The organism is Streptococcus cristatus (assembly GCF_003943505.1).
Taxonomy (GTDB): domain Bacteria; phylum Bacillota; class Bacilli; order Lactobacillales; family Streptococcaceae; genus Streptococcus; species Streptococcus cristatus_E.
The window spans coordinates 199826-219319 of sequence record NZ_RJPS01000002.1 but is presented as its reverse complement, the minus strand read 5'-3'; the positions used below and the strand labels follow the sequence as shown (position 1 = coordinate 219319).

The window sequence follows — 19494 nt, the reverse complement described above, 5'->3', positions numbered from 1 at the left end:
GCATAAGCTTTTTCTAGAAAGGGAGGAACAGGATGATTAAGATTCTATTAGTGGAGGATGACCTCGGTCTGTCAAATTCAGTATTTGATTTTTTAGATGATTTTGCAGATGTTATGCAGGTCTTTGATGGCGAAGAAGGTTTATACGAAGCAGAAAGCGGCGTGTATGACCTGATTCTACTGGACTTGATGCTTCCTGAAAAGGACGGCTTCCAAGTACTCAAAGAATTGCGTGAAAAAGGGGTGAGCACTCCTGTCCTCATCATGACTGCCAAGGAAAGTATCGATGATAAAGGCCATGGTTTTGAACTCGGTGCTGACGATTACCTGACCAAGCCATTTTATCTGGAAGAGCTGAAGATGCGGATTCAAGCCTTGCTCAAACGTTCTGGTAAGTTTAATGAAAATACCCTGTCTTATGGCGATGTGACGGTTAATCTTTCGACCAATTCGACCTTGGTAGATGGAAAGGAAGTTGAGCTACTGGGTAAAGAGTTTGATTTGTTGGTCTACTTCCTTCAGAATCAAAATGTCATTTTGCCTAAGACTCAGATTTTCGATCGTTTGTGGGGCTTTGATAGCGATACAACGATTTCTGTGGTGGAAGTCTATGTATCTAAGATTCGGAAAAAATTGAAAGGAACGGCTTTTGCGAATAATCTTCAAACCCTTCGCAGTGTCGGTTACATTTTAAAGAATGCTGAATAAACTCAAAAAAGCCTTATATGCGGATGATTTTTCTTATTTCATTCGCTATTTTGGTGTATTCACCCTGATTTTCTCGGCCATGACGCTCATTATTATTCAAGTCATGCGCTCTAGCCTTTACACGACCGTTGATGATAATCTTAAAAGTCTCAGTCAAAATCCCGCCTGGGTGGCCAATCTAGCCTATCGGACGACGGGCCGGCAATACCAAGAGCCAGAGAACAAGGATTCAGAGAACAGAGATTCAGAGTCTGTGCAAGCTCATGATATCAAGATTGAGGAACCGGGTAGGGTAAATGTTAGCGCCAATACTTCAGCTATTCTTTTGAATGATGATTATCAGAATGTATCAGCCAAAAATAGCTTTTTAAACTTTGATGCGATTAAATTTAATAAACGCTTTCTTAATCAAATCAAGCAAATACAACTAACTAATAGCTATGGACAGGTCGAGAGTTATCGAGCTTACATGTTTGACATTGATCCAAATGATGAAATTGAGAATGTCAAATACGCGGTTGTCATGACCAGTATCAGCCAGCTGGAGCAGACTAGCGAAAAGCATGAAAAGCTGATTGCCATTGTCATGATTAGTTTCTGGGGTATTTCTTTGATTGCCAGTATCTATCTGGCTCGGATGAGTGTCAAGCCTCTCTTGGATAGCATGCAGAAGCAGAAGTCTTTTGTTGAGAATGCCAGCCATGAATTGCGTACGCCTTTGGCTGTGCTACAAAATCGACTGGAATCTCTCTTCCGCAAGCCTGAGGCCACGATTATGGAGTCTAGTGAGAGTATCGCATCTAGTTTAGAGGAAGTGCGAAATATGCGTCTGTTGACCACCAACTTACTCAACCTAGCTCGGCGCGATGACGGTATCAAGCCAGAATACGGTGAAGTCACCCCAGACTTCTTCACGACAGCTTTCTCTAACTATGCTATTATTGCGGAGGAAAGCGACAAGGTCTTTGATTTCAAAAATCTAGTTTCAAAATCAATCACGACAGACAAGGTCTTGCTTAAGCAGGTCATGACCATCCTTTTTGATAATGCCATCAAATACACAGAAGAAGATGGAGAGATCTATTTCGTGGCCTCCGCCAATGATCGGAGCTTAACCTTGCGGATTTCTGACAATGGTCCAGGGATTGCGGGCGATGACAAGAAAAAAGTCTTCGATCGTTTTTATCGGGTGGACAAGGCACGGACTCGTCAAAAAGGTGGATTTGGACTAGGACTATCCCTGGCGAAACAAATCGTGGACGCCTTAAAAGGAACCATCACAGTCAAAGATAACAAACCGCGTGGAACTATTTTTGAAATCAAAGTTCCTCTTAGGTCAGATATTAGAAAACGAATCAGCAAAAGCTGAAAAACTTTTCATATTATTTCAAATTTGACTGCTTTTGCGGTATAATAAAAGAAAGAAATGAGAGAGGTAAAACTATGACATCAAAAATGTTGCATACTTGTTTACGAGTGGAAAATTTAGAGGCTTCGATTGCCTTTTATGAAGACGCGTTTGGTTTTAAGGAATTGCGCCGCAAGGACTTTCCAGAGCATGCTTTTACCATTGTTTATCTTGGTTTGGATGGCGATGATTATGAGCTTGAATTGACTTATAATTATGACCACGGACCTTATGTAATCGGTGATGGCTTTGCTCATATTGCTCTTAGCACGCCTGATTTGGAAGGTTTGCACACTGAGCATGCTGCTAAGGGCTATGAAGTGACTGAGCCAAAAGGGCTGCCTGGAAATCCACCGAATTATTATTTCATCAAAGATCCTGATGGCTACAAGGTCGAAGTGATTCGAGAAAAAAGTCTTTAAAAATAGGTGAAACTTGTATTTTAGCACTTGTAAGATACAAGTTTTTTAACATCTGAATAATTTTATGACAATAGCTTAGGGGATAATAGATGAAAAGACAACATAAAAGGAAGCGTAGACGAAAATATAGACTGATTCTCAGTCTTCTGAATCTGCTTTTCTTAGGACTTCTTATTTTTGGCGGACTACGAATCTATGAAATGTTTCAGGAGCAGGAATTCCAGAAAAAGATTACAGAAGTGATTGCCAAGGAAGAGCAAAAACATGCTGACAATGCTGAGAAGCAGGCTGGTAGGATTGGTAGCCATTATGTGGCAACTTTTTATCCTCTGATGAAGGGGCAGCCTCTTCAAAGTGTCAAAGATAAAATGTTGCAGGACAGTCAGAGCATTTCAGATGACAAAAAGCAGAAGGAAAACTTGACGGCTTTGACCTTTTACTATACGGAGGAGAAGTCTACTAGTCTGGCTAATACCAAGGAAGTAGTCATTCAGCGAAAAGATTACAGCATCTCAAAAAGAGACATCAAGTCTGAAGAGGCAAGAGAAGTAGCCTCGACTTATATCAATCAGGAAGGCGCAGCGGTCACTTTGGACAAGCTGTTTCAAAATCCAGAAGCTGCCAAGGAAATTTTCCTGAAGGAGTTGACCAGTCAGCTAACCTTTAGACAGGTGGAGGAAAGTCAGCAAACAGCAGCTTTGAATGTCCTCCGTGAAATAGAGCTGAGCCAGTGGGATTTTCACTATGAGGATAGTTTATTTTCCATTCGTCTGCCTAAAGAAATCAACGGTGTGTCGAGCGTGACAGTGCCTCTATCTAGTTTTTATGATCTAATTCGTCCGGAATATTTGCAGGGAGCCGATTTGGAGGCTTACCAGCAGTATGAAACAAAGCGGCATGAGAAAATGGTTGCCCTGACCTTTGACGACGGTCCCGACAGTAAGACGACCCCTCAGGCTTTGGAAATTCTAAAACGCTACAATGCCAAAGCAACCTTCTTTATGGTGGGACAAAACGTTGCGGCCAATCCAGAACTGGCTAAACGTGTCCTTGATGAAGGCCATCAGCTTGGCATCCATACTTGGAGCCATCCAGATTTGACCAAGCTGCCTCTAAATCAAGTCAAAAAAGAAATCCTAGATACTCAGGAAGCCATTTATAAGGCGACTGGTATTCGGCCTATGATTACAAGACCGCCTTATGGAGCCATCAACTCTACGGTTCAAAATGCTGTCGATCAGTCCTTTATCATGTGGAGCGTGGACAGTCTTGATTGGAAAACACGTAATACAAAGGCTATTATGCAGGAGATCGTGAAGACCCAACCGGGATCTATTATTCTCATGCACGATATCCATCAGACGTCCATCGATGCTCTGCCAAGCGTTCTTGACTATCTGAAGAATAACGGCTATACTCTGGTGACAGTTGATGAACTGCTGGAAAATCAGCTTCAACCACATCAAATTTACTACAGCAGAAATTAAGAAAAGCATTGGAAATTCAAGATTTCCAATGCTTTTTGCTTTGCTATCATCAGATAAAACGATCGTTTATTGTGATTTTCACTCAAGGCTGTATATATAGTTCTTGTTTTTTCAAGATGATTTCGCGGACAGAGGCATATTTTTTGAGAGCTTTTAGTTCTTCTGGGTGACTGATGAAGGTGATGACATAGCCTTCCTTGCCCATGCGACCTGTTCGGCCGGAACGGTGAGTGTAGGTTTCCAGATCGCGCGGCACTTCGTAGTTGACTACACATTCTAAAGAATCAATATCAATGCCACGTGCAACCAAGTCTGTCGCCAGCAAGAGCGTGATATCGTAATCTTTAAATTTCTCAAGAATGACCTTGCGGAATTTTACATTAACATCGCTGGCTAGGGAGACCGCACTAGCTCCTCGGTATTGAAGCTTTTCTTCGGCGCTACCCAAATCTGACAGACTATTGAAAAAGACTAGCCCACGAAATTCTTCTACATTGGATAGCTTGCGCAAGAGTTCGACCTTGTCACGTTTTTCCGCCTGCATATAGAAGTGCTGGATATTGTCCAAAGTCTGGTCGTCAATGCTGATGCGCAGAGTATTTTCAGCGATCTTCTCTTGGTCGAACTTAGCAGTAGCACTCATGTAAATCAGCTGGTGGTCCCGCGGTGCATAATGCAGAATCTTATCAACAAACGCATACTGGGAATCACTGAGAAGCTGGTCAAATTCATCTAGGATAATAGTATCAACATTCATCATCTTGATTTTCTTGAGCTTAATGAGCTCAAAAATCCGACCAGGTGTACCAATCAGTATCTCAGGACCTTTCTTGAGCCGCTCAATCTGTCTTTTCTGGCTATTACCAGAGAGGAGGAGTTGACTGCTCAAGCCTAAGGGCTCCGCCCAAGATTTACAAACATCAAAAATCTGTCCCGCCAGCTCTGTATTTGGAGCTAAAATCAAAAGCTGCTGCGCTTTTTTAGGCTTCAATTTCAATAAGCTAGGAAAGAGATAGGCCAATGTCTTGCCCGTACCGGTCGGACTGATGCCTAGCACCGTTTGTCCCTGAGAAATGGGCTGGAATATCTTTTCTTGGATGGCAGTCAGTTCAGCAAAACCGAGCTGATTTAGCTGTTCTTGCCAAACTGTTGGAAATGTTTCTTTAATCATGGTCAACCTCAAATCTAATGCCAGCATCTTTTCTCATGGAAAACAGACACTCATGCACAGTAGTAGCAGCCTGCAGATAGTCGTTATAAAGCTCTTTCTGGCCGCCTTTAAGGACACGAGCAAAAGCCTGAGCCTCTTCTAGCATTTGGTGCTCTGCTTGGTGGATAGCTAGACTTTCCGTCTCTCCATTGAGCTTTTGGAAAATGGCAGAGCGGATAAACTCGATACCGTCTAAGGTCAGAGTGCCTTGGTCCGTATAGATTTCAGCTGGTAGCTGGCTATGAATATTTTTTCCAGCTTGGATACGAACCTGAAAATCAGGATAAATCAGACTGCCTGAACCGTTGAGGTCAACGCTATTTGGCAGTTGTTGAGCTGTATAGCAGGTGTTTTGTGGAGCACCAAATAGTCGGACAGCAGCATAAAGCGTATAAACTCCCAAATCCATCAGAGCACCGCCTGAGAATTTAGCAGAAAAAACATTGGGCTCCTGTCCACTCAGCAGGGCTCCCATCTTGGAGGAGTATTTTGCATAAGTGAAATTTGCTCCCCAGATCTTCTTGTCTTTAAGGAAGTCACGAATGACTGCAAAGGCTGCTTCGTGGTAGTTTCTGGCTGCCTCAAAGATATAAACCTGATGTTCAGCTGCCAGCTTGACCAATTCTTGCCATTCTTCAGGCCTTGATACAGCCGGCTTTTCAACAATGACATGTTTTCGAGCCAAAATGGCTACCTTGGCATGGTTGAAGTGGAGGCTATTGGGACTGGCGATGTAAACCACATCTAGGTCGGCAGATAAGAATCCAATCATATCGGTGTAGAGTGCGACGTTTTTATAAGCTTGCGCAAAACGCTCCGCGGCACTCAAGGTTCTTGAGTAAACAGCTGTAAACTCATACTCACCACTTAGTTGAGCTGCCTTGATAAACTCATGGGAAATGGATCCCGTACCGATGATACCGAGTCGTAACATACTTTCTCCTTTAAAATGATTTTCCTGAATTTTTCTTGATTCACCCTTTCATTATATCATGAATTAAGGTAAAATAGATAAGATAACAAGTAATGGAGAAAACAATGCAAAACAGACCTATTATTATCGGTGTTACAGGTGGCTCTGGTGGGGGAAAAACCAGTGTATCTCGGGCGATTTTAGATAATTTTCCAAATGAAAAGATTTCTATGATTGAGCATGATTCTTACTACAAGGATCAGTCACATTTGACCTTTGAGGAGCGGGTCAAGACCAACTATGACCATCCTTTTGCTTTTGATACAGACTTGATGATTGAGCAGATCAAGGAGCTTTTGGCTGGCCGTCCAGTGGACATCCCGACCTATGACTATACGGAGCACACGCGCAGTAATAAAACCTATCGTCAGGAACCGCAGGATGTCTTCATTGTAGAGGGGATTCTGGTCTTGGAAGACCAACGCCTCCGAGATTTGATGGACATCAAGATTTTCGTCGATACTGATGATGATGTGCGGATTATTCGCCGGATTAAGCGGGACATGGAGGAGCGTGGACGCAGTTTGGATAGTGTCATTGAGCAGTATTTAGGTGTCGTCAAGCCTATGTACCATCAGTTTATCGAGCCGACCAAGCGCTATGCGGATGTTATCATTCCAGAGGGCGCTTCGAACAAAGTTGCGATTGATTTGATTACCACCAAGATTGAAAAGATTTTGGAGGAAGCTAGAGAAGGATAGAAAGGAAGTCTGGTGTTACACTGGACTTTTTGGGTAAATTATGAGAAAGTTCGTCAAAAGGGAATTCCATTCTCGATCAAAGTTTTTTGCCTGTTTGCTGACCTTTTGCGCAGGTTTTGTGGATGCTTACACTTTTATGGAACGCGGGGGTACATTGGTTGCTGGCCAGACAGGAAACGTCGTCTTTTTGTCCGTTGAGCTGATTCATCACAAGACTGGAGAGATTGAAGTCAAACTAGCTACCATGATAGCCTTTATGCTGGGAATTTTTCTGATAACAGTTTTCCGCCCCTTTTTTGAGCAGTCAATATGGCGAGTAAGTAGCATTTCACCAATGGTGCTCATTTGTACTCTGGTAGGCTTTATGCCAAGTACCGTACCAAATATGCTGATCGTTCCTCCGATTGCTTTCTGTATGGGGGTCGTTGCGACAGCTTTTGGCGAAGTAGATGGCATAGTCTACAACAATTCCTTTATGACAGGAAATATCAAGAAAACGATGGTGGCTTTTGGAAATTTTGTGCGAACGCAGGAAAAACCATACTTAAAAGAGGGCATTTTCTTTGTTGCTTTGTTAGGAAGCTTTGTCATCGGAGCCATTATTTCTACCTACCTGCTCCAATTTTACGCCTTGCGAACCATTTGGATCGTTGCAGGAATTCTATTTACCTTCATGATGTTCCGCTTGGTTCAGTATGTACGAAGATAAAGACGAAGCATGATTAGTAAATTATTAAAAGAAGAGAAATGAGAGAAATAATATAATACTAGAAGGAGGAGCTGGCCTGCTTCTTCTTTCTCGCATTTATAGTAATAAGACCACAAAATAATCCAGTATATTAAAAATTTTCAGAAAATATCGAATTATATGTTGACAGCTGAATGATACTGTGCTAAAATACTAATCAATAACATTTCAAAAGGAGTCAGTCAAACATGAAGTCAACTCAATTTTCAAACTTTGCTTTGTTGTTGCGTTACTCGGGCTAGTGCGAAAGCATTAGTCCTGTTTGGCTTACCAAGCGGGAGTAAATCAACATCTCGCTTGGCTTCCAGCGAGATGTTTTTATTTTATTCTTCACAAAATCTTTGCTAGGATATACTGAGAAAAGTGAACTAAAAGTTCATTTCATAGTTGTATCTCTCATTGATTTTTATAGCTGTTTTAAACGATAAAGAAAGAGGAAAGTCTATGCAAAAAGTTGAGTTTCTAGATACCAGCCTTCGGGACGGTGAGCAGACACCAGGAGTGAACTTCTCTATTAAGGAAAAGGTTGCCATTGCTAAGCAACTAGAAAAATGGGGGATTTCTGCTATTGAAGCTGGTTTCCCAGCTGCTAGTCCAGATTCATTTGCGGCGGTGCAGGCGATTGCCAAAGTCATTACAAAAGCTTCTGTCACTGGCTTGGCGCGTTCGGTTAAATCGGACATCGATGCCTGCTGCGAGGCACTCAAGGATGCCAAACATCCGCAGATTCACGTCTTTATTGCGACCAGTCCCATCCACAGAGAGTTCAAGCTGAAAAAGTCCAAGGAAGAGATTTTAGAAGCCATTAAAGAGCACGTTTCTTATGCTCGTTCTAAGTTTGAGATTGTCGAGTTTTCACCTGAGGACGCGACACGGACAGAGCTGGATTTTCTGCTTCAAGTTGTCCAGACAGCAGTTGATGCAGGTGCTAGCTACATCAACATTCCAGACACAGTCGGCTTTACTACGCCAGAAGAATTTGGCAATATCTTCAAATATCTGATTGACAATGTCCAAACGGATCGTGAGATTATCTACAGTCCTCACTGTCACGATGATTTGGGAATGGCAGTAGCTAACAGCCTGTCCGCAGTCAAATACGGAGCTAGGCGGGTGGAAGGCACTATTAATGGTATTGGTGAGCGTGCTGGTAATGCTGCTCTGGAAGAAGTAGCAGTTGCTTTGGAAATTCGCAAGGACTATTATCAGGTTGAGTCAGATATCGTCCTTAATGAAACCATCAACACTTCTGAGTTGGTGTCCCGCTTCTCAGGTATTCCGGTGCCTAAGAACAAGGCGGTTGTTGGTGGCAACGCCTTCTCTCATGAGTCTGGTATCCATCAGGATGGTGTTCTTAAGAATCCACTGACCTATGAAATCATCACACCTGAGCTGGTTGGAGTCAAGAGCAATTCACTTCCCCTCGGCAAGCTGTCTGGCCGCCACGCCTTTGTTGAAAAACTCAAAGAACTGGCTCTAGATTTTGAGGAATCTGAAATTAATGATCTCTTTGCTAAGTTTAAGGTCTTGGCGGATAAGAAAAACGAAGTCACGGACGCTGACATTCGGGCTCTGATTGCTGGAACGACAGTTGAAAATCCAGAAGGCTTCCACTTTAATGATCTGCAGCTGACGACCAATGACGATCATACCATCACAGCAGATGTGCAGCTGGTTAATGGCGACGGAGAGACAGTCAACTGTGTGGCAGAAGGCAAGGGAAGTGTCGAAGCCATCTTTAATGCCATCGACCAATTCTTTAACCAATCTGTCCAGCTTTTAGCCTATAACATTGAGGCCGTGACGGACGGTATTGACTCTCAGGCTCGCGTCTTGGTAGCTGTTGAAAATACAGATACAGATACGATTTTCAACTCTTCTGGGATTGACTTTGATGTTCTTAAGGCTAGCGCCATTGCCTATATCCATGCTAATACCTTTGTGCAAAAGGAAAATGCTGGTGAAATCGGCCATCAGGTATCTTACCGCGATCTGCCTGCAAATAATTAGAAGGAAGCGACTATGACAAAAGAAATTGTAGCTCTGGCGGGTGACGGTATCGGCCCAGAAATCATGGAAGCTGGTCTCCAAGTACTGGCTGCTGTTGCGGACAAGTTCGGTTTTACTTATCATATCACGGAGAAAGCTTTTGGGGGTGCTGGTATTGATGCGGAAGGTCATCCTCTGCCTCAGTCAACTCTAGAAGCGGCTAAGGAGGCGGATGCTATTCTCCTTGCAGCTATCGGCAGTCCCCAGTACGATAATGCCCCAGTTCGGCCGGAGCAAGGCTTGCTCGCTCTGCGCAAGGAGCTTGAACTTTATGCCAATATCCGTCCAGTTAAGATCTTCGATGCACTTAAGCATTTGTCGCCTTTGAAAGCAGAGCGAATTGCTGGTGTGGATTTTGTGGTCGTGCGCGAGCTGACTGGTGGGATTTACTTTGGTGAACATATTTTGAAGGACAGATCTGCGCGTGATATTAACGACTACAGCTATGAAGAGGTGGAACGAATTGTCCGTAAGGCCTTTGATATCGCGCGTGGTCGCAGAAAGCGCGTGACCAGTATTGACAAGCAAAATGTACTAGCGACATCCAAACTCTGGCGTAGAGTAGCAGATGAGGTGGCCAAGGATTATCCAGATGTGACCTTGGAGCACCAACTGGTAGATAGCGCTGCGATGCTCATGATCACCAATCCTGCTAAGTTTGATGTTGTTGTAACGGAAAATCTTTTTGGGGATATTCTCTCAGATGAGTCCAGTGTCTTGTCAGGGACGCTGGGAGTTATGCCATCAGCCAGTCATTCGGCTACTGGGCCAAGTCTTTACGAGCCTATCCATGGTTCTGCTCCAGATATTGCAGGGCTAGGTATTGCCAATCCTGTCAGTATGATCCTTTCTGTAGCCATGATGCTGCGAGATAGTTTTTCAGAGCTTGAAGCTGCAGAAGCGATTGAAGCAGCAGTGGAGAAGACACTGGCTCAAGAGATTTTAACGCGAGATCTGGGTGGTCAGGCGACAACAACTCAAATGACGGAGGCCATTATCAATAACTTATGAAATGGATATTAACAGGTATTTGCCTGCTTTGGAACCTTATCGTTTTCCTCCTTTATGGCTGGGATAAGCGTAAGGCTAAGAAAAATCACTACCGCATTCCAGAGAAGACTTTGCTCTTGTCAGCTTTGGTAGCCGGAGGTTTGGGCGCTTTATTAGGTGGTCGCCTCTTTCACCACAAGACCAGAAAATGGTATTTCTGGTTGGCTTGGATTTGCGGAATAATAGTGGAAATCGGAATTTTGTATTACATATGGAGAAGCTAGTATGGCTGGAAAATCGATTTTTGATAAGATTTGGGAAAGACACGTAATAACAGGCCAAGAAGGTCAACCCCAGCTTATGTATGTGGATCAGCATTATATTCATGAAGTAACCAGCCCTCAGGCTTTTCAGGGCCTTCGAGATGCGGGTCGCAAAGTTAGACGACCGGACTTAACTTTTGGAACTTTTGACCATAATGTTCCTACGGTCAATATCTATGATATTCGGGATGTGATTTCCAAGGCTCAGATTGATAAACTTTCTGAGAATGTCAAGGATTTTGGCATCGAGCATGCGGCTCATGGATCAGAGTTGCAAGGGATTGTCCATATGGTTGGGCCCGAAACAGGCAAGACTCAGCCAGGGAAATTTATCGTTTGTGGCGACAGTCACACGGCCACTCACGGAGCCTTTGGAGCTATTGCTTTTGGAATTGGTACTTCGGAGGTAGAGCACGTCTTTGCCACACAAACGATCTGGCAAGTCAAGCCTAAGAAAATGCTGGTCAAATTTACCGGGGTGCCACCTAAAGGTGTTTATTCTAAAGACTTCATCCTTGCTCTGATTGCCAAATACGGTGTAGCTGCGGGTGTTGGCTATGTGGTCGAGTATGCCGGTGATGCCATTAATCATTTGACCATGGAAGAGCGCATGACCATCTGCAATATGTCCATAGAGTTTGGCTCAAAGATGGGCATTATGAATCCTGACCAGAAGACCTATGATTACGTTCAAGGACGCCCGGGAGCACCTAAGGACTTTGAGGCGGCAGTGGCTGATTGGAAGACTCTGGTCAGTGACCCCGATGCTGTTTATGATAAGGTCATTGAGATGGATGTCTCCCAGCTGGCACCTATGGTGACTTGGGGAACCAATCCTTCTATGGGAGTAGAGTTCGGCGCGGCTTTCCCTGAAATCCGTGACATGAACGACGAGCGGGCCTACAATTACATGGACCTCTCCCCAGGTAAGAAAGCAGAAGATATTGACCTAGGTTATATCTTTATCGGGTCCTGTACCAATGCCAGACTCAGCGATTTGCAGCTGGCAGCTAAGTTTGTCGCTGGTAAGCACATTGCTCCCAATCTAACAGCTATCGTCGTACCAGGCTCTCGTCCGGTCAAGCGGGCTGCTGAAAAGATGGGACTGGATAAAATTTTCATGGATGCAGGCTTTGAGTGGCGCGATCCGGGTTGTTCCATGTGTCTGGGAATGAATCCAGACAAGGTGCCGGACGGAGTCCACTGTGCCTCAACCAGCAATCGGAACTTTGAGGATCGTCAGGGATTTGGCGCTAAAACCCATCTTTGCAGTCCTGCCATGGCAGCAGCGGCAGCCATTGCCGGGCACTTCGTAGACGTCCGCCAGCTACCGGAGGTCCAGTAAGGAAATTTTATGGAAAAATTTACAATCTATACGGGGACAACGGTTCCCCTCATGAACGATAATATTGATACAGACCAAATTTTGCCCAAGCAGTTTCTCAAGTTGATTGATAAAAAAGGTTTTGGCAAGTACCTCATGTACGCATGGCGCTATCTGGACAATCAGTACACCGAAGATCCTGATTTCGTTTTTAATAGACCAGAGTACCGCAAGGCGACTATTCTGATTACAGGGGATAATTTCGGGGCTGGTTCCTCTCGGGAGCACGCTGCCTGGGCCTTGGCTGACTATGGCTTCAAGGTAGTCATTGCTGGATCTTTTGGCGATATTCACTATAACAATGAGCTTAATAACGGTATGCTGCCTATTGTCCAGCCACTGGAAGTGCGGCAAGCCTTGGCTAATCTGAAGCCGACGGATCAAGTGACAGTGGATTTGGAGCAGCAGAAGATTTTTTCACCAGTGGGAGAATTCTCCTTTGACATTGATGGAGAATGGAAGCACAAGCTCCTAAACGGTTTGGATGATATCGGCATTACGCTTCAGTATGAGGATTTGATTACAGAATATGAAAAAAATCGTCCATCTTATTGGCAGTAACCTTATTTTTGCTATATTGAGAAAATTCTGAAAAAATCTTGTCTCCGATAAAAATATATGGTAAAATAAATCTTAATTTAATAGAAAAGGAAGAAACTTATGACAAAACACATTCAATGGAATGGAACTCTTTCACAAGAAGGCTATGACATCCTGAAAGGCGATGGCGGCTGTATCGTTTGCCCGACCAAGGTGGGTTACATCATTATGACTAGTGATAAGGCAGGTTTGGAGCGTAAGTTCGAAGCTAAGGCCCGTAACCGTAATAAGCCAGGTGTGGTTCTTTGTGGCAGTATGGATGAGCTTCGTGCTTTAGCGCAGCTAAATCCGGAAATTGAAGCTTTTTATCAAAAGCATTGGGATGAAGATATCCTCTTGGGTTGTATCCTTCCATGGAAGCCAGAAGCTTTTGAAAAGCTCAAAGCCTATGGCGACGGTCGGGAAGAGCTGATGACAGATGTTCGTGGCACGAGCTGTTTTGTTATTAAGTTTGGTAAGGCGGGCGAGCAGCTGGCAGCTAAGCTTTGGGAAGAAGGCAAGATGGTTTATGCTTCCTCAGCCAACCCATCCGGTAAAGGAAACCGCGGCAAGGTAGAAGGAATTGGAGAGCGCATCGAAAATGCTGTTGATTTGGTTATTGAAGCAGATGACTATGTAGCCTCTATCCAGCCAGANAAGACCATTGAAACTCGCTACGAGCAAGGNGTTATGGTCTCTATGGTNGANAANGATGGAAAACTGATTCCAGAACAAGGTGGNCAACGTTCCATCTCACCAGCACCAGTGGTCATCCGCAAAGGCTTGGATATCGACAAAATCATGATGCACCTGTCCGATACTTTCAACTCATGGGATTACCGTCAGGGTGAATATTACTAAGATAAAAATAGCTCAGTGTAAGAGGGAGATTTCCTCTTTACACTGGGCTTTTTAGTTCGAAACTTTGAGTTTAAAATCTTTATTCAGTTTAAANTTATTTCNAAATAGAACAAAATTCTTGATAGATGAAACAACAAATGTTACAATAAATAAAAAATCAATTCGATATAGAAATAAATTAGAGGAAGTATGAAAGACAGTCATTTGGTAGCCTATCATGTTCGTTTGTTGAATGGGCGGATTTTTCAAAAGTTACTGGGCCAGGAGCCTGAAGCTCTTTATCGGAGTGAACAGGGCAAGATTCTCACAGTTTTATGGAATAGTGAAACGGGCTGCGCTACGGCCACAGATATTGCGCTGGCGACAGGACTTGCCAATAATACGTTGACGACTATGCTGAAAAAGTTGGAAGAGCAGGGTTTGGTGACCTTTAGTCAGTGTGGTTCAGACAAGAGAAAAAAATATGTCAAGTTGACGGAGCAAGGTTGGTCTCAGAAAGAAGTTGGCCATCGTGTCAGTCAAGAGTTGGATGCTATTTGTTATAAAGGATTTTCAGAGGAAGAAATTCGCCAGTTTGAAAGTTATCAGGAACGCATCTTAGCAAATTTAAAAGAAAAAGAGGAATAAATCATGTCAAAACAAGTTGAAAATGCACAAAATCTTTATATTCATGCCATTCAAGATGGGCGCGTTGCCGAGGCTCAAGCTCAGTCTGTAGGGGATACCTACATTCAACACTCGACAGGTGTGCCAGATGGGAAAGAAGGCTTTGCGGCTTTCTTTGCAAATTTATTTGAGCGTCATCCCGAGCGTGAGATGAANATTGTNCGCACCATTGANGANGGCAATCTAGTCTTNGTCCATGTCCATCAATTTCTCAATGGCGGGGAAGCGCAATGGGTGACGACGGATACTTTCCGTTCTGATGAGAATGGTCGTATCGTGGAGCATTGGGATGTGATTGACTACTATCGAACACCTGAAAATGGCCAATTAGATCAGATTTTTGGTGATTTTGAGATCAAGGATTTGGACAAAACGGCAGAAAATAAAAAAACCGTTCGTCGTTTCTTGACAGAAATTTTCCAAAATGGGGAGCTGGGGCAGTGGAGTGATTATGTGGCAGACGATTTGATTCAGCATAATCATGAGATTGGACAAGGAAGTGCTGCTTATAAAAACTATGTGGCTGAACATGAGGTTACTTTCGACTTTGTTTTCCAGCTTTTGGGACAAGGAAACTATGTGGTCAGCTATGGCCAGACTCAGATTGATGGCGTTGCCTATGCCCAGTATGACATCTTCCGTTTGATGAATGGCTTGATTGTTGAGCATTGGGACAATAAAGAAGTCATGCCTAAGGTAGAAGACTTGACTAATAGAGGGAAGTTTTAAATTGAGGAAAAACAATGATTGAATATAAAAATGTAGCGCTACGCTATACAGAAAAAGATGTCTTGAGAGATGTCAACTTACAGATTGAGGATGGTGAATTTATGGTTTTGGTGGGTCCTTCTGGGTCCGGTAAGACAACCATGCTCAAGATGATCAACCGTCTTTTGGAACCAACTGATGGAAATATTTACATGGATGGCAAGCGCATCAAAGACTATGATGAACGTGAGCTGCGCCTTTCTACAGGATATGTCTTACAGGCGATTGCCCTCTTTCCAAATCTAACGGTGGCAGAAAATATTGCCCTCATTCCTGAGATGAAGGGGTGGAGCAAGGAAGAAATTGCTAAGAAAACAGAAGAGCTCTTGGCAAAAGTTGGCTTGCCAGTAGCTGACTATGGTCATCGACTGCCGAGTGAGCTGTCAGGTGGGGAACAGCAGCGTGTGGGTATTGTCCGTGCCATGATTGGTCAGCCAAAGATCCTACTCATGGACGAGCCTTTTTCAGCGCTGGATGCTATTTCCAGAAAACAATTGCAGACGTTGATCAAGCAACTGCATAATGAGTTTGGGATGACGACCATTTTTGTCACTCACGATACGGACGAAGCTTTGAAATTAGGAGATAGGATTGCAGTTTTACAGGACGGGGAGATTCGTCAAGTGGCGACACCTGAGGAAATCTTATCTGCACCCGCGACCAGCTTCGTAGCAGATTTGTTTGGAGGTGTTCAACATGGCTAATTTGTTTTCTACCTTTCAGGAGCGCTTTGGCGAATGGTTGGCAGCCTTAGGGCAACATCTCCAGCTATCTCTTTTGACCTTACTAGTGGCCATTTTCCTGACCATTCCACTCGCTATCTATCTTAATAGTCACAAAAAAGCAGCCAATTGGGTGCTGCAAATTGCGGGAATCTTTCAAACTATTCCTTCAATGGCCTTGCTGGGACTCTTTATCCCCCTCATGGGGATTGGCACACTGCCGGCACTGACTGCCCTGGTGATCTACGCTATTTTCCCGATTTTAGAGAATACTGTCACTGCTTTGAATGGGATTGATCCTAGTTTAGAGGAAGCTGGAATCGCCTTTGGGATGACCAAGTGGGAGCGACTCAAAAAGTTTGAACTGCCTCTAGCAATGCCCGTCATCGTGTCAGGAGTTCGGACGGCAACGGTAATGATTATCGGAACAGCAACTCTGGCAGCCCTTGTCGGAGCTGGTGGACTAGGTTCTTTTATCCTTCTAGGAATTGACCGTCGCAATGCCAGTCTGATCTTGATTGGAGCAATTTCCTCCGCAGTTTTAGCAATTCTTTTCAACAGTCTCCTTAAATGGATGGAAAAGGCCAAGCTTCGGACTGTATTTACAGCTTTTGCTGTCTTAATCCTCGGACTAGGCGCTTCTTATACACCGAGTCTAATTCCCAAGCAGGAGAAGGATCATCTGGTTATTGCTGGGAAATTAGGTCCAGAGCCAGAAATTCTCATGAATATGTATAAACTTCTCATCGAGGAAAATACGGATATGACTGTGACAGTCAAACCGAACTTTGGTAAGACAGACTTCCTTTATCAAGCCCTGAAAAAAGGCGATATTGATATCTATCCTGAGTTTACCGGTACGATTACAGGAACCCTCTTGCAACCTGCTCCAAAGGTCAGTAATGATGCTGAAGAAGTTTTTGAAGCAGCACGTGATGGAATCAAAAAACAGGACAATCTAGTCTTGCTCAATCACATGGCTTATCAAAATACCTATGCAATTACAGTACCTAAGAGTGTTGCTAAAGAATACAATCTTAAAACCATCTCTGACCTTAAGGCAGTTCAAGACAAGCTCAAGGCAGGGTTTACCTTGGAATTTAACGATCGTGAAGATGGAAACAAGGGTTTGCAATCTCTATATGGCCTTAATCTTAATGTAGCGACCATGGAGCCAGCCCTTCGCTACCAAGCTATCCAGTCGGGTGATATTCAAATCACGGATGCCTATTCGACTGACGCAGAACTTGCGCGTTATGATTTACAAGTTTTAGAAGACGATAAGCACCTTTTCCCTCCTTATCAAGGAGCACCTCTCATGAAAGCTGAATTGCTCGAAAAACACCCTGAATTGGAAGGTATTCTCAATAAGCTATCTGGCAAAATTACGGAAAGCCAGATGAGTCAGATGAATTATCAAGTTGGCATCGGAGGCAAAAAAGCCGAAGCTGTTGCGCGTGATTATCTGGTCAAGGAAGGACTTTTAAAAAAATAATAAGTAAAAGAGTTAGACTTGTAAGGTCTAGCTTTTTTGCTTACTTGAGAATAGACAGACTAAGGATGGAAGGAGATGAGTTGATCTCTTAGTCAGGAAATCTTCATCCATTTTTGGTATAATAAAGTATCAATTCATGGAGGTGTTTCAATGGCATCTAGTCAAGAATATTTGGATTTTATCCTGAAGCAGCTGCAAGGCTTAGGTCAAGAAATCAGTTTTCGCAAGATGATGGGGGAATATTTGCTCTATTATCGAGGGCGCTTATTTGGCGGGATTTATGACAACCGCTTACTGCTCAAGCCGGTCCAGCCAGCTCTGGCTCTCTTAGAAAATCCAGTCTATGAAACTCCTTATCCAGGCGCAAAGCCAATGCTTCATATAAAAGAAGTAGAAGATGCTTCCTTTCTCTGCAATCTAATTGAAGCTGCCTATCCTGCCTTACCAGCACCAAAAAAGAAAAAATAGTCAAGCTATTATAATGAATATTTTTTAAAATTTTCCGTTATAATAGACTTAAAGGAGGTTTGGTCAGCTATGCTTTATATTGCTCTTATTGGAGATTTGATCGAATCCAAACAGCTAAAAAATCGTAAGCAGGCCCAGAAGGACCTGCAGGACATGATGGCGGTGCTAAATCAGGATTATCAGGATTATCTGGTGTCGCCTTTTACCATTACGACTGGAGATGAGTTTCAGGCTTTGTTGCGCCCTAATTCTGAAGTCATGCGGCTCATTGATCAGATTGCCTTAGGCTTTCCTCACCCGATTCGCTTTGGGCTTGGCCTGGGGGAAATTGTGACGGATATCAATCGGGAGCAAAGTATTGGCTCGGACGGTCCGGCCTACTGGAAGGCACGCGCAGCCATTGAGGCTATTCATGAGAAGAACGACTATGGCAGTAGCCGTATAGCTGTATCCTTGGGCGATGACGAGCTCAGTCAGGCGGTCAATACGGTGCTGGCGGCTGCGCGTCCTTTATCCAGAGCAAGTGGAACACCAGTCAGAGAGAGGTTCTGGAGCGGATGCTCACAGAATATATCTATGATGAGAATTTTTCTCATGGAGAAATAGCAGAGCTGCTGCAGATTAGTCCCAGTGCGCTTAGTAAGCGGCTCAAGTCGTCTGGGCTGAAGATCTATCTGAGAAATCGTCGTTTAGCTATGAAAATGATTTTACAGGCAGCAAAGGAGGCTGAACAATGACAAACTTTATGGGATTTTCAGAATTTTTCATGCAGAATCCGATTCTTGTATTGACTTTGCTGGCCCATGTGCTAGCTGATTTTCAGCTTCAAAGTCAGAAAATGGCCGACCTCAAAAGCCGTAGGATGAATTTCTTAATTCTCTACTTGGGAATTGTTCTCTTGCCACTGTTGCTCTTGGGGCTCATCTTACCTAATTATCTGCTATATTTCGCCTTGGTCTGGCTCAGTCATACGCTGATTGACTTCTTAAAGAATAGGTTGAATTCATCGATTGTCCAGCATCATGCTCAAAAGTTTGCCTTTATACTGGATCAAATCTTGCATTTGATTAGTATTTTGCTCTTTATTTTCTCTTAGGACGGCAGCAAATTTCAGCGCCTAATTGGTTGTCTGAGCGCTACCTCATGCTGCAGGCTCTCTTTTTCTTCGCCCTTACTGGTAAGCCAATTAATATCCTCTTTAAACTCTTCTTCAGCAAGTATCAAGCAGGGGAAGACAGTGGAGAAACTATTGCGGGGGCTGGTGCTATGATTGGGATTTTGGAGCGCTTGATTATAGGACTTTCCCTTATTTTCGGGCAATTCACAGCGATTGGTCTGGTCTTCACGGCTAAGCCTATCGCTCGCTATAATAAAATTTCTGAAAGCCAGTCTTTTGCAGAATACTATCTGATTGGTTCACTCTTTAGCATGATCAGTGTTTTACTAACTTATGGCTTGCTTTATTGGTAATAAAAAGAAGACTGGGATAAGATACTCAGTCTTTACTTTGATTCTTATTTTCTATAAAGAAAG

General features: G+C 43.6%; 19 protein-coding genes and 2 pseudogenes. 19 read left to right on the top strand and 2 right to left on the bottom strand.

The window, feature by feature from the left end; translation table 11 throughout:
- Positions 1-32: 32 nt before the first annotated feature.
- The 4 genes from D8792_RS03200 (at position 33) to D8792_RS03185 (ending at position 4024) form a co-directional block, all read left to right on the top strand.
- The gene (locus tag D8792_RS03200; protein WP_045497279.1) at positions 33-707 is read left to right on the top strand and encodes a response regulator transcription factor; all 675 of its coding nucleotides are present in this window, start codon (positions 33-35) and stop codon (positions 705-707) included.
- Positions 697-2076 carry a sensor histidine kinase gene (locus tag D8792_RS03195; RefSeq protein WP_125372857.1) on the top strand — a complete coding sequence of 460 codons (1380 nt, stop codon included), beginning with the start codon at positions 697-699 and terminating at the stop codon, positions 2074-2076. Before D8792_RS03200 ends, D8792_RS03195 begins: the two co-directional genes overlap by 11 nt.
- 74 nt (positions 2077-2150) lie before the next feature.
- Positions 2151-2537, top strand: coding sequence for a lactoylglutathione lyase (gene gloA, locus D8792_RS03190; protein WP_125372856.1), 387 nt, complete (start codon positions 2151-2153; stop codon positions 2535-2537).
- A gap of 89 nt (positions 2538-2626) precedes the next feature.
- Positions 2627-4024 (top strand): polysaccharide deacetylase family protein, encoded by a 1398-nt coding sequence (locus D8792_RS03185; RefSeq protein ID WP_125372855.1) that lies wholly within the window; start codon positions 2627-2629, stop codon positions 4022-4024.
- 82 nt (positions 4025-4106) lie between these two features.
- Here the strand turns inward: D8792_RS03185 and D8792_RS03180 are convergent, their stop codons facing one another.
- Both D8792_RS03180 and D8792_RS03175 read right to left on the bottom strand, forming a co-directional pair.
- A complete protein-coding gene (locus D8792_RS03180; protein WP_312023813.1) occupies positions 4107-5195 on the bottom strand; it encodes a DEAD/DEAH box helicase in 1089 nt (362 codons plus the stop codon).
- The gene (locus tag D8792_RS03175; RefSeq protein ID WP_125372853.1) at positions 5188-6168 is read right to left on the bottom strand and encodes a Gfo/Idh/MocA family protein; all 981 of its coding nucleotides are present in this window, start codon (positions 6166-6168) and stop codon (positions 5188-5190) included. Before D8792_RS03175 ends, D8792_RS03180 begins: the two co-directional genes overlap by 8 nt.
- 104 nt (positions 6169-6272) lie before the next feature.
- Between D8792_RS03175 and udk the strand changes: the two genes are divergently transcribed.
- The 15 genes and pseudogenes from udk (at position 6273) to D8792_RS03100 (ending at position 19431) form a co-directional block, all read left to right on the top strand.
- Positions 6273-6908 carry a uridine kinase gene (gene udk, locus D8792_RS03170; RefSeq protein WP_185758389.1) on the top strand — a complete coding sequence of 212 codons (636 nt, stop codon included), beginning with the start codon at positions 6273-6275 and terminating at the stop codon, positions 6906-6908.
- Positions 6909-6948: 40 nt separating this feature from the next.
- On the top strand, positions 6949-7617 hold the full coding sequence (locus D8792_RS03165) for a YoaK family protein (RefSeq protein WP_125372852.1): 669 nt from the start codon (positions 6949-6951) through the stop codon (positions 7615-7617).
- Between the two features lie 483 nt (positions 7618-8100).
- Positions 8101-9666, top strand: coding sequence for a 2-isopropylmalate synthase (locus D8792_RS03160; protein ID WP_125372851.1), 1566 nt, complete (start codon positions 8101-8103; stop codon positions 9664-9666).
- Positions 9667-9678: 12 nt separating this feature from the next.
- Positions 9679-10716: a 3-isopropylmalate dehydrogenase gene (leuB, locus tag D8792_RS03155; RefSeq protein WP_125372850.1), complete on the top strand. Its 1038-nt coding sequence runs from the start codon at positions 9679-9681 to the stop codon at positions 10714-10716.
- The gene (locus tag D8792_RS03150; protein ID WP_002904327.1) at positions 10713-10979 is read left to right on the top strand and encodes a DUF1294 domain-containing protein; all 267 of its coding nucleotides are present in this window, start codon (positions 10713-10715) and stop codon (positions 10977-10979) included. Before leuB ends, D8792_RS03150 begins: the two co-directional genes overlap by 4 nt.
- Position 10980: 1 nt before the next feature.
- Positions 10981-12363, top strand: coding sequence for a 3-isopropylmalate dehydratase large subunit (gene leuC, locus D8792_RS03145; RefSeq protein WP_125372849.1), 1383 nt, complete (start codon positions 10981-10983; stop codon positions 12361-12363).
- 9 nt (positions 12364-12372) lie between these two features.
- Positions 12373-12963, top strand: coding sequence for a 3-isopropylmalate dehydratase small subunit (gene leuD / locus D8792_RS03140; RefSeq protein WP_002909937.1), 591 nt, complete (start codon positions 12373-12375; stop codon positions 12961-12963).
- A 99-nt stretch (positions 12964-13062) separates the two neighbouring features.
- On the top strand, positions 13063-13842 hold the full coding sequence (locus D8792_RS03135; protein WP_125372848.1) for an L-threonylcarbamoyladenylate synthase: 780 nt from the start codon (positions 13063-13065) through the stop codon (positions 13840-13842).
- A gap of 189 nt (positions 13843-14031) precedes the next feature.
- Positions 14032-14469 carry a MarR family winged helix-turn-helix transcriptional regulator gene (locus D8792_RS03130; RefSeq protein WP_125372847.1) on the top strand — a complete coding sequence of 146 codons (438 nt, stop codon included), beginning with the start codon at positions 14032-14034 and terminating at the stop codon, positions 14467-14469.
- 3 nt (positions 14470-14472) lie between these two features.
- Positions 14473-15237, top strand: a complete 765-nt coding sequence (locus tag D8792_RS03125) for a nuclear transport factor 2 family protein (RefSeq protein WP_125372846.1) — start codon at positions 14473-14475, stop codon at positions 15235-15237.
- Positions 15238-15251: 14 nt separating this feature from the next.
- Positions 15252-15980 carry an ABC transporter ATP-binding protein gene (locus tag D8792_RS03120; RefSeq protein WP_125372845.1) on the top strand — a complete coding sequence of 243 codons (729 nt, stop codon included), beginning with the start codon at positions 15252-15254 and terminating at the stop codon, positions 15978-15980.
- Entirely contained in the window at positions 15973-17493 is a 1521-nt protein-coding gene (locus D8792_RS03115) for an ABC transporter permease/substrate-binding protein (RefSeq protein ID WP_125372844.1), read from the top strand. Before D8792_RS03120 ends, D8792_RS03115 begins: the two co-directional genes overlap by 8 nt.
- A gap of 150 nt (positions 17494-17643) precedes the next feature.
- On the top strand, positions 17644-17961 hold the full coding sequence (locus D8792_RS03110; protein WP_125372843.1) for a TfoX/Sxy family protein: 318 nt from the start codon (positions 17644-17646) through the stop codon (positions 17959-17961).
- A 69-nt stretch (positions 17962-18030) separates the two neighbouring features.
- Positions 18031-18698: pseudogene (locus D8792_RS03105) on the top strand (SatD family protein).
- Positions 18695-19431 (top strand): annotated as a pseudogene (locus tag D8792_RS03100) (DUF3307 domain-containing protein). The pseudogenes D8792_RS03105 and D8792_RS03100 overlap by 4 nt, the downstream one beginning before the upstream one ends.
- Positions 19432-19494 lie beyond the last annotated feature (63 nt).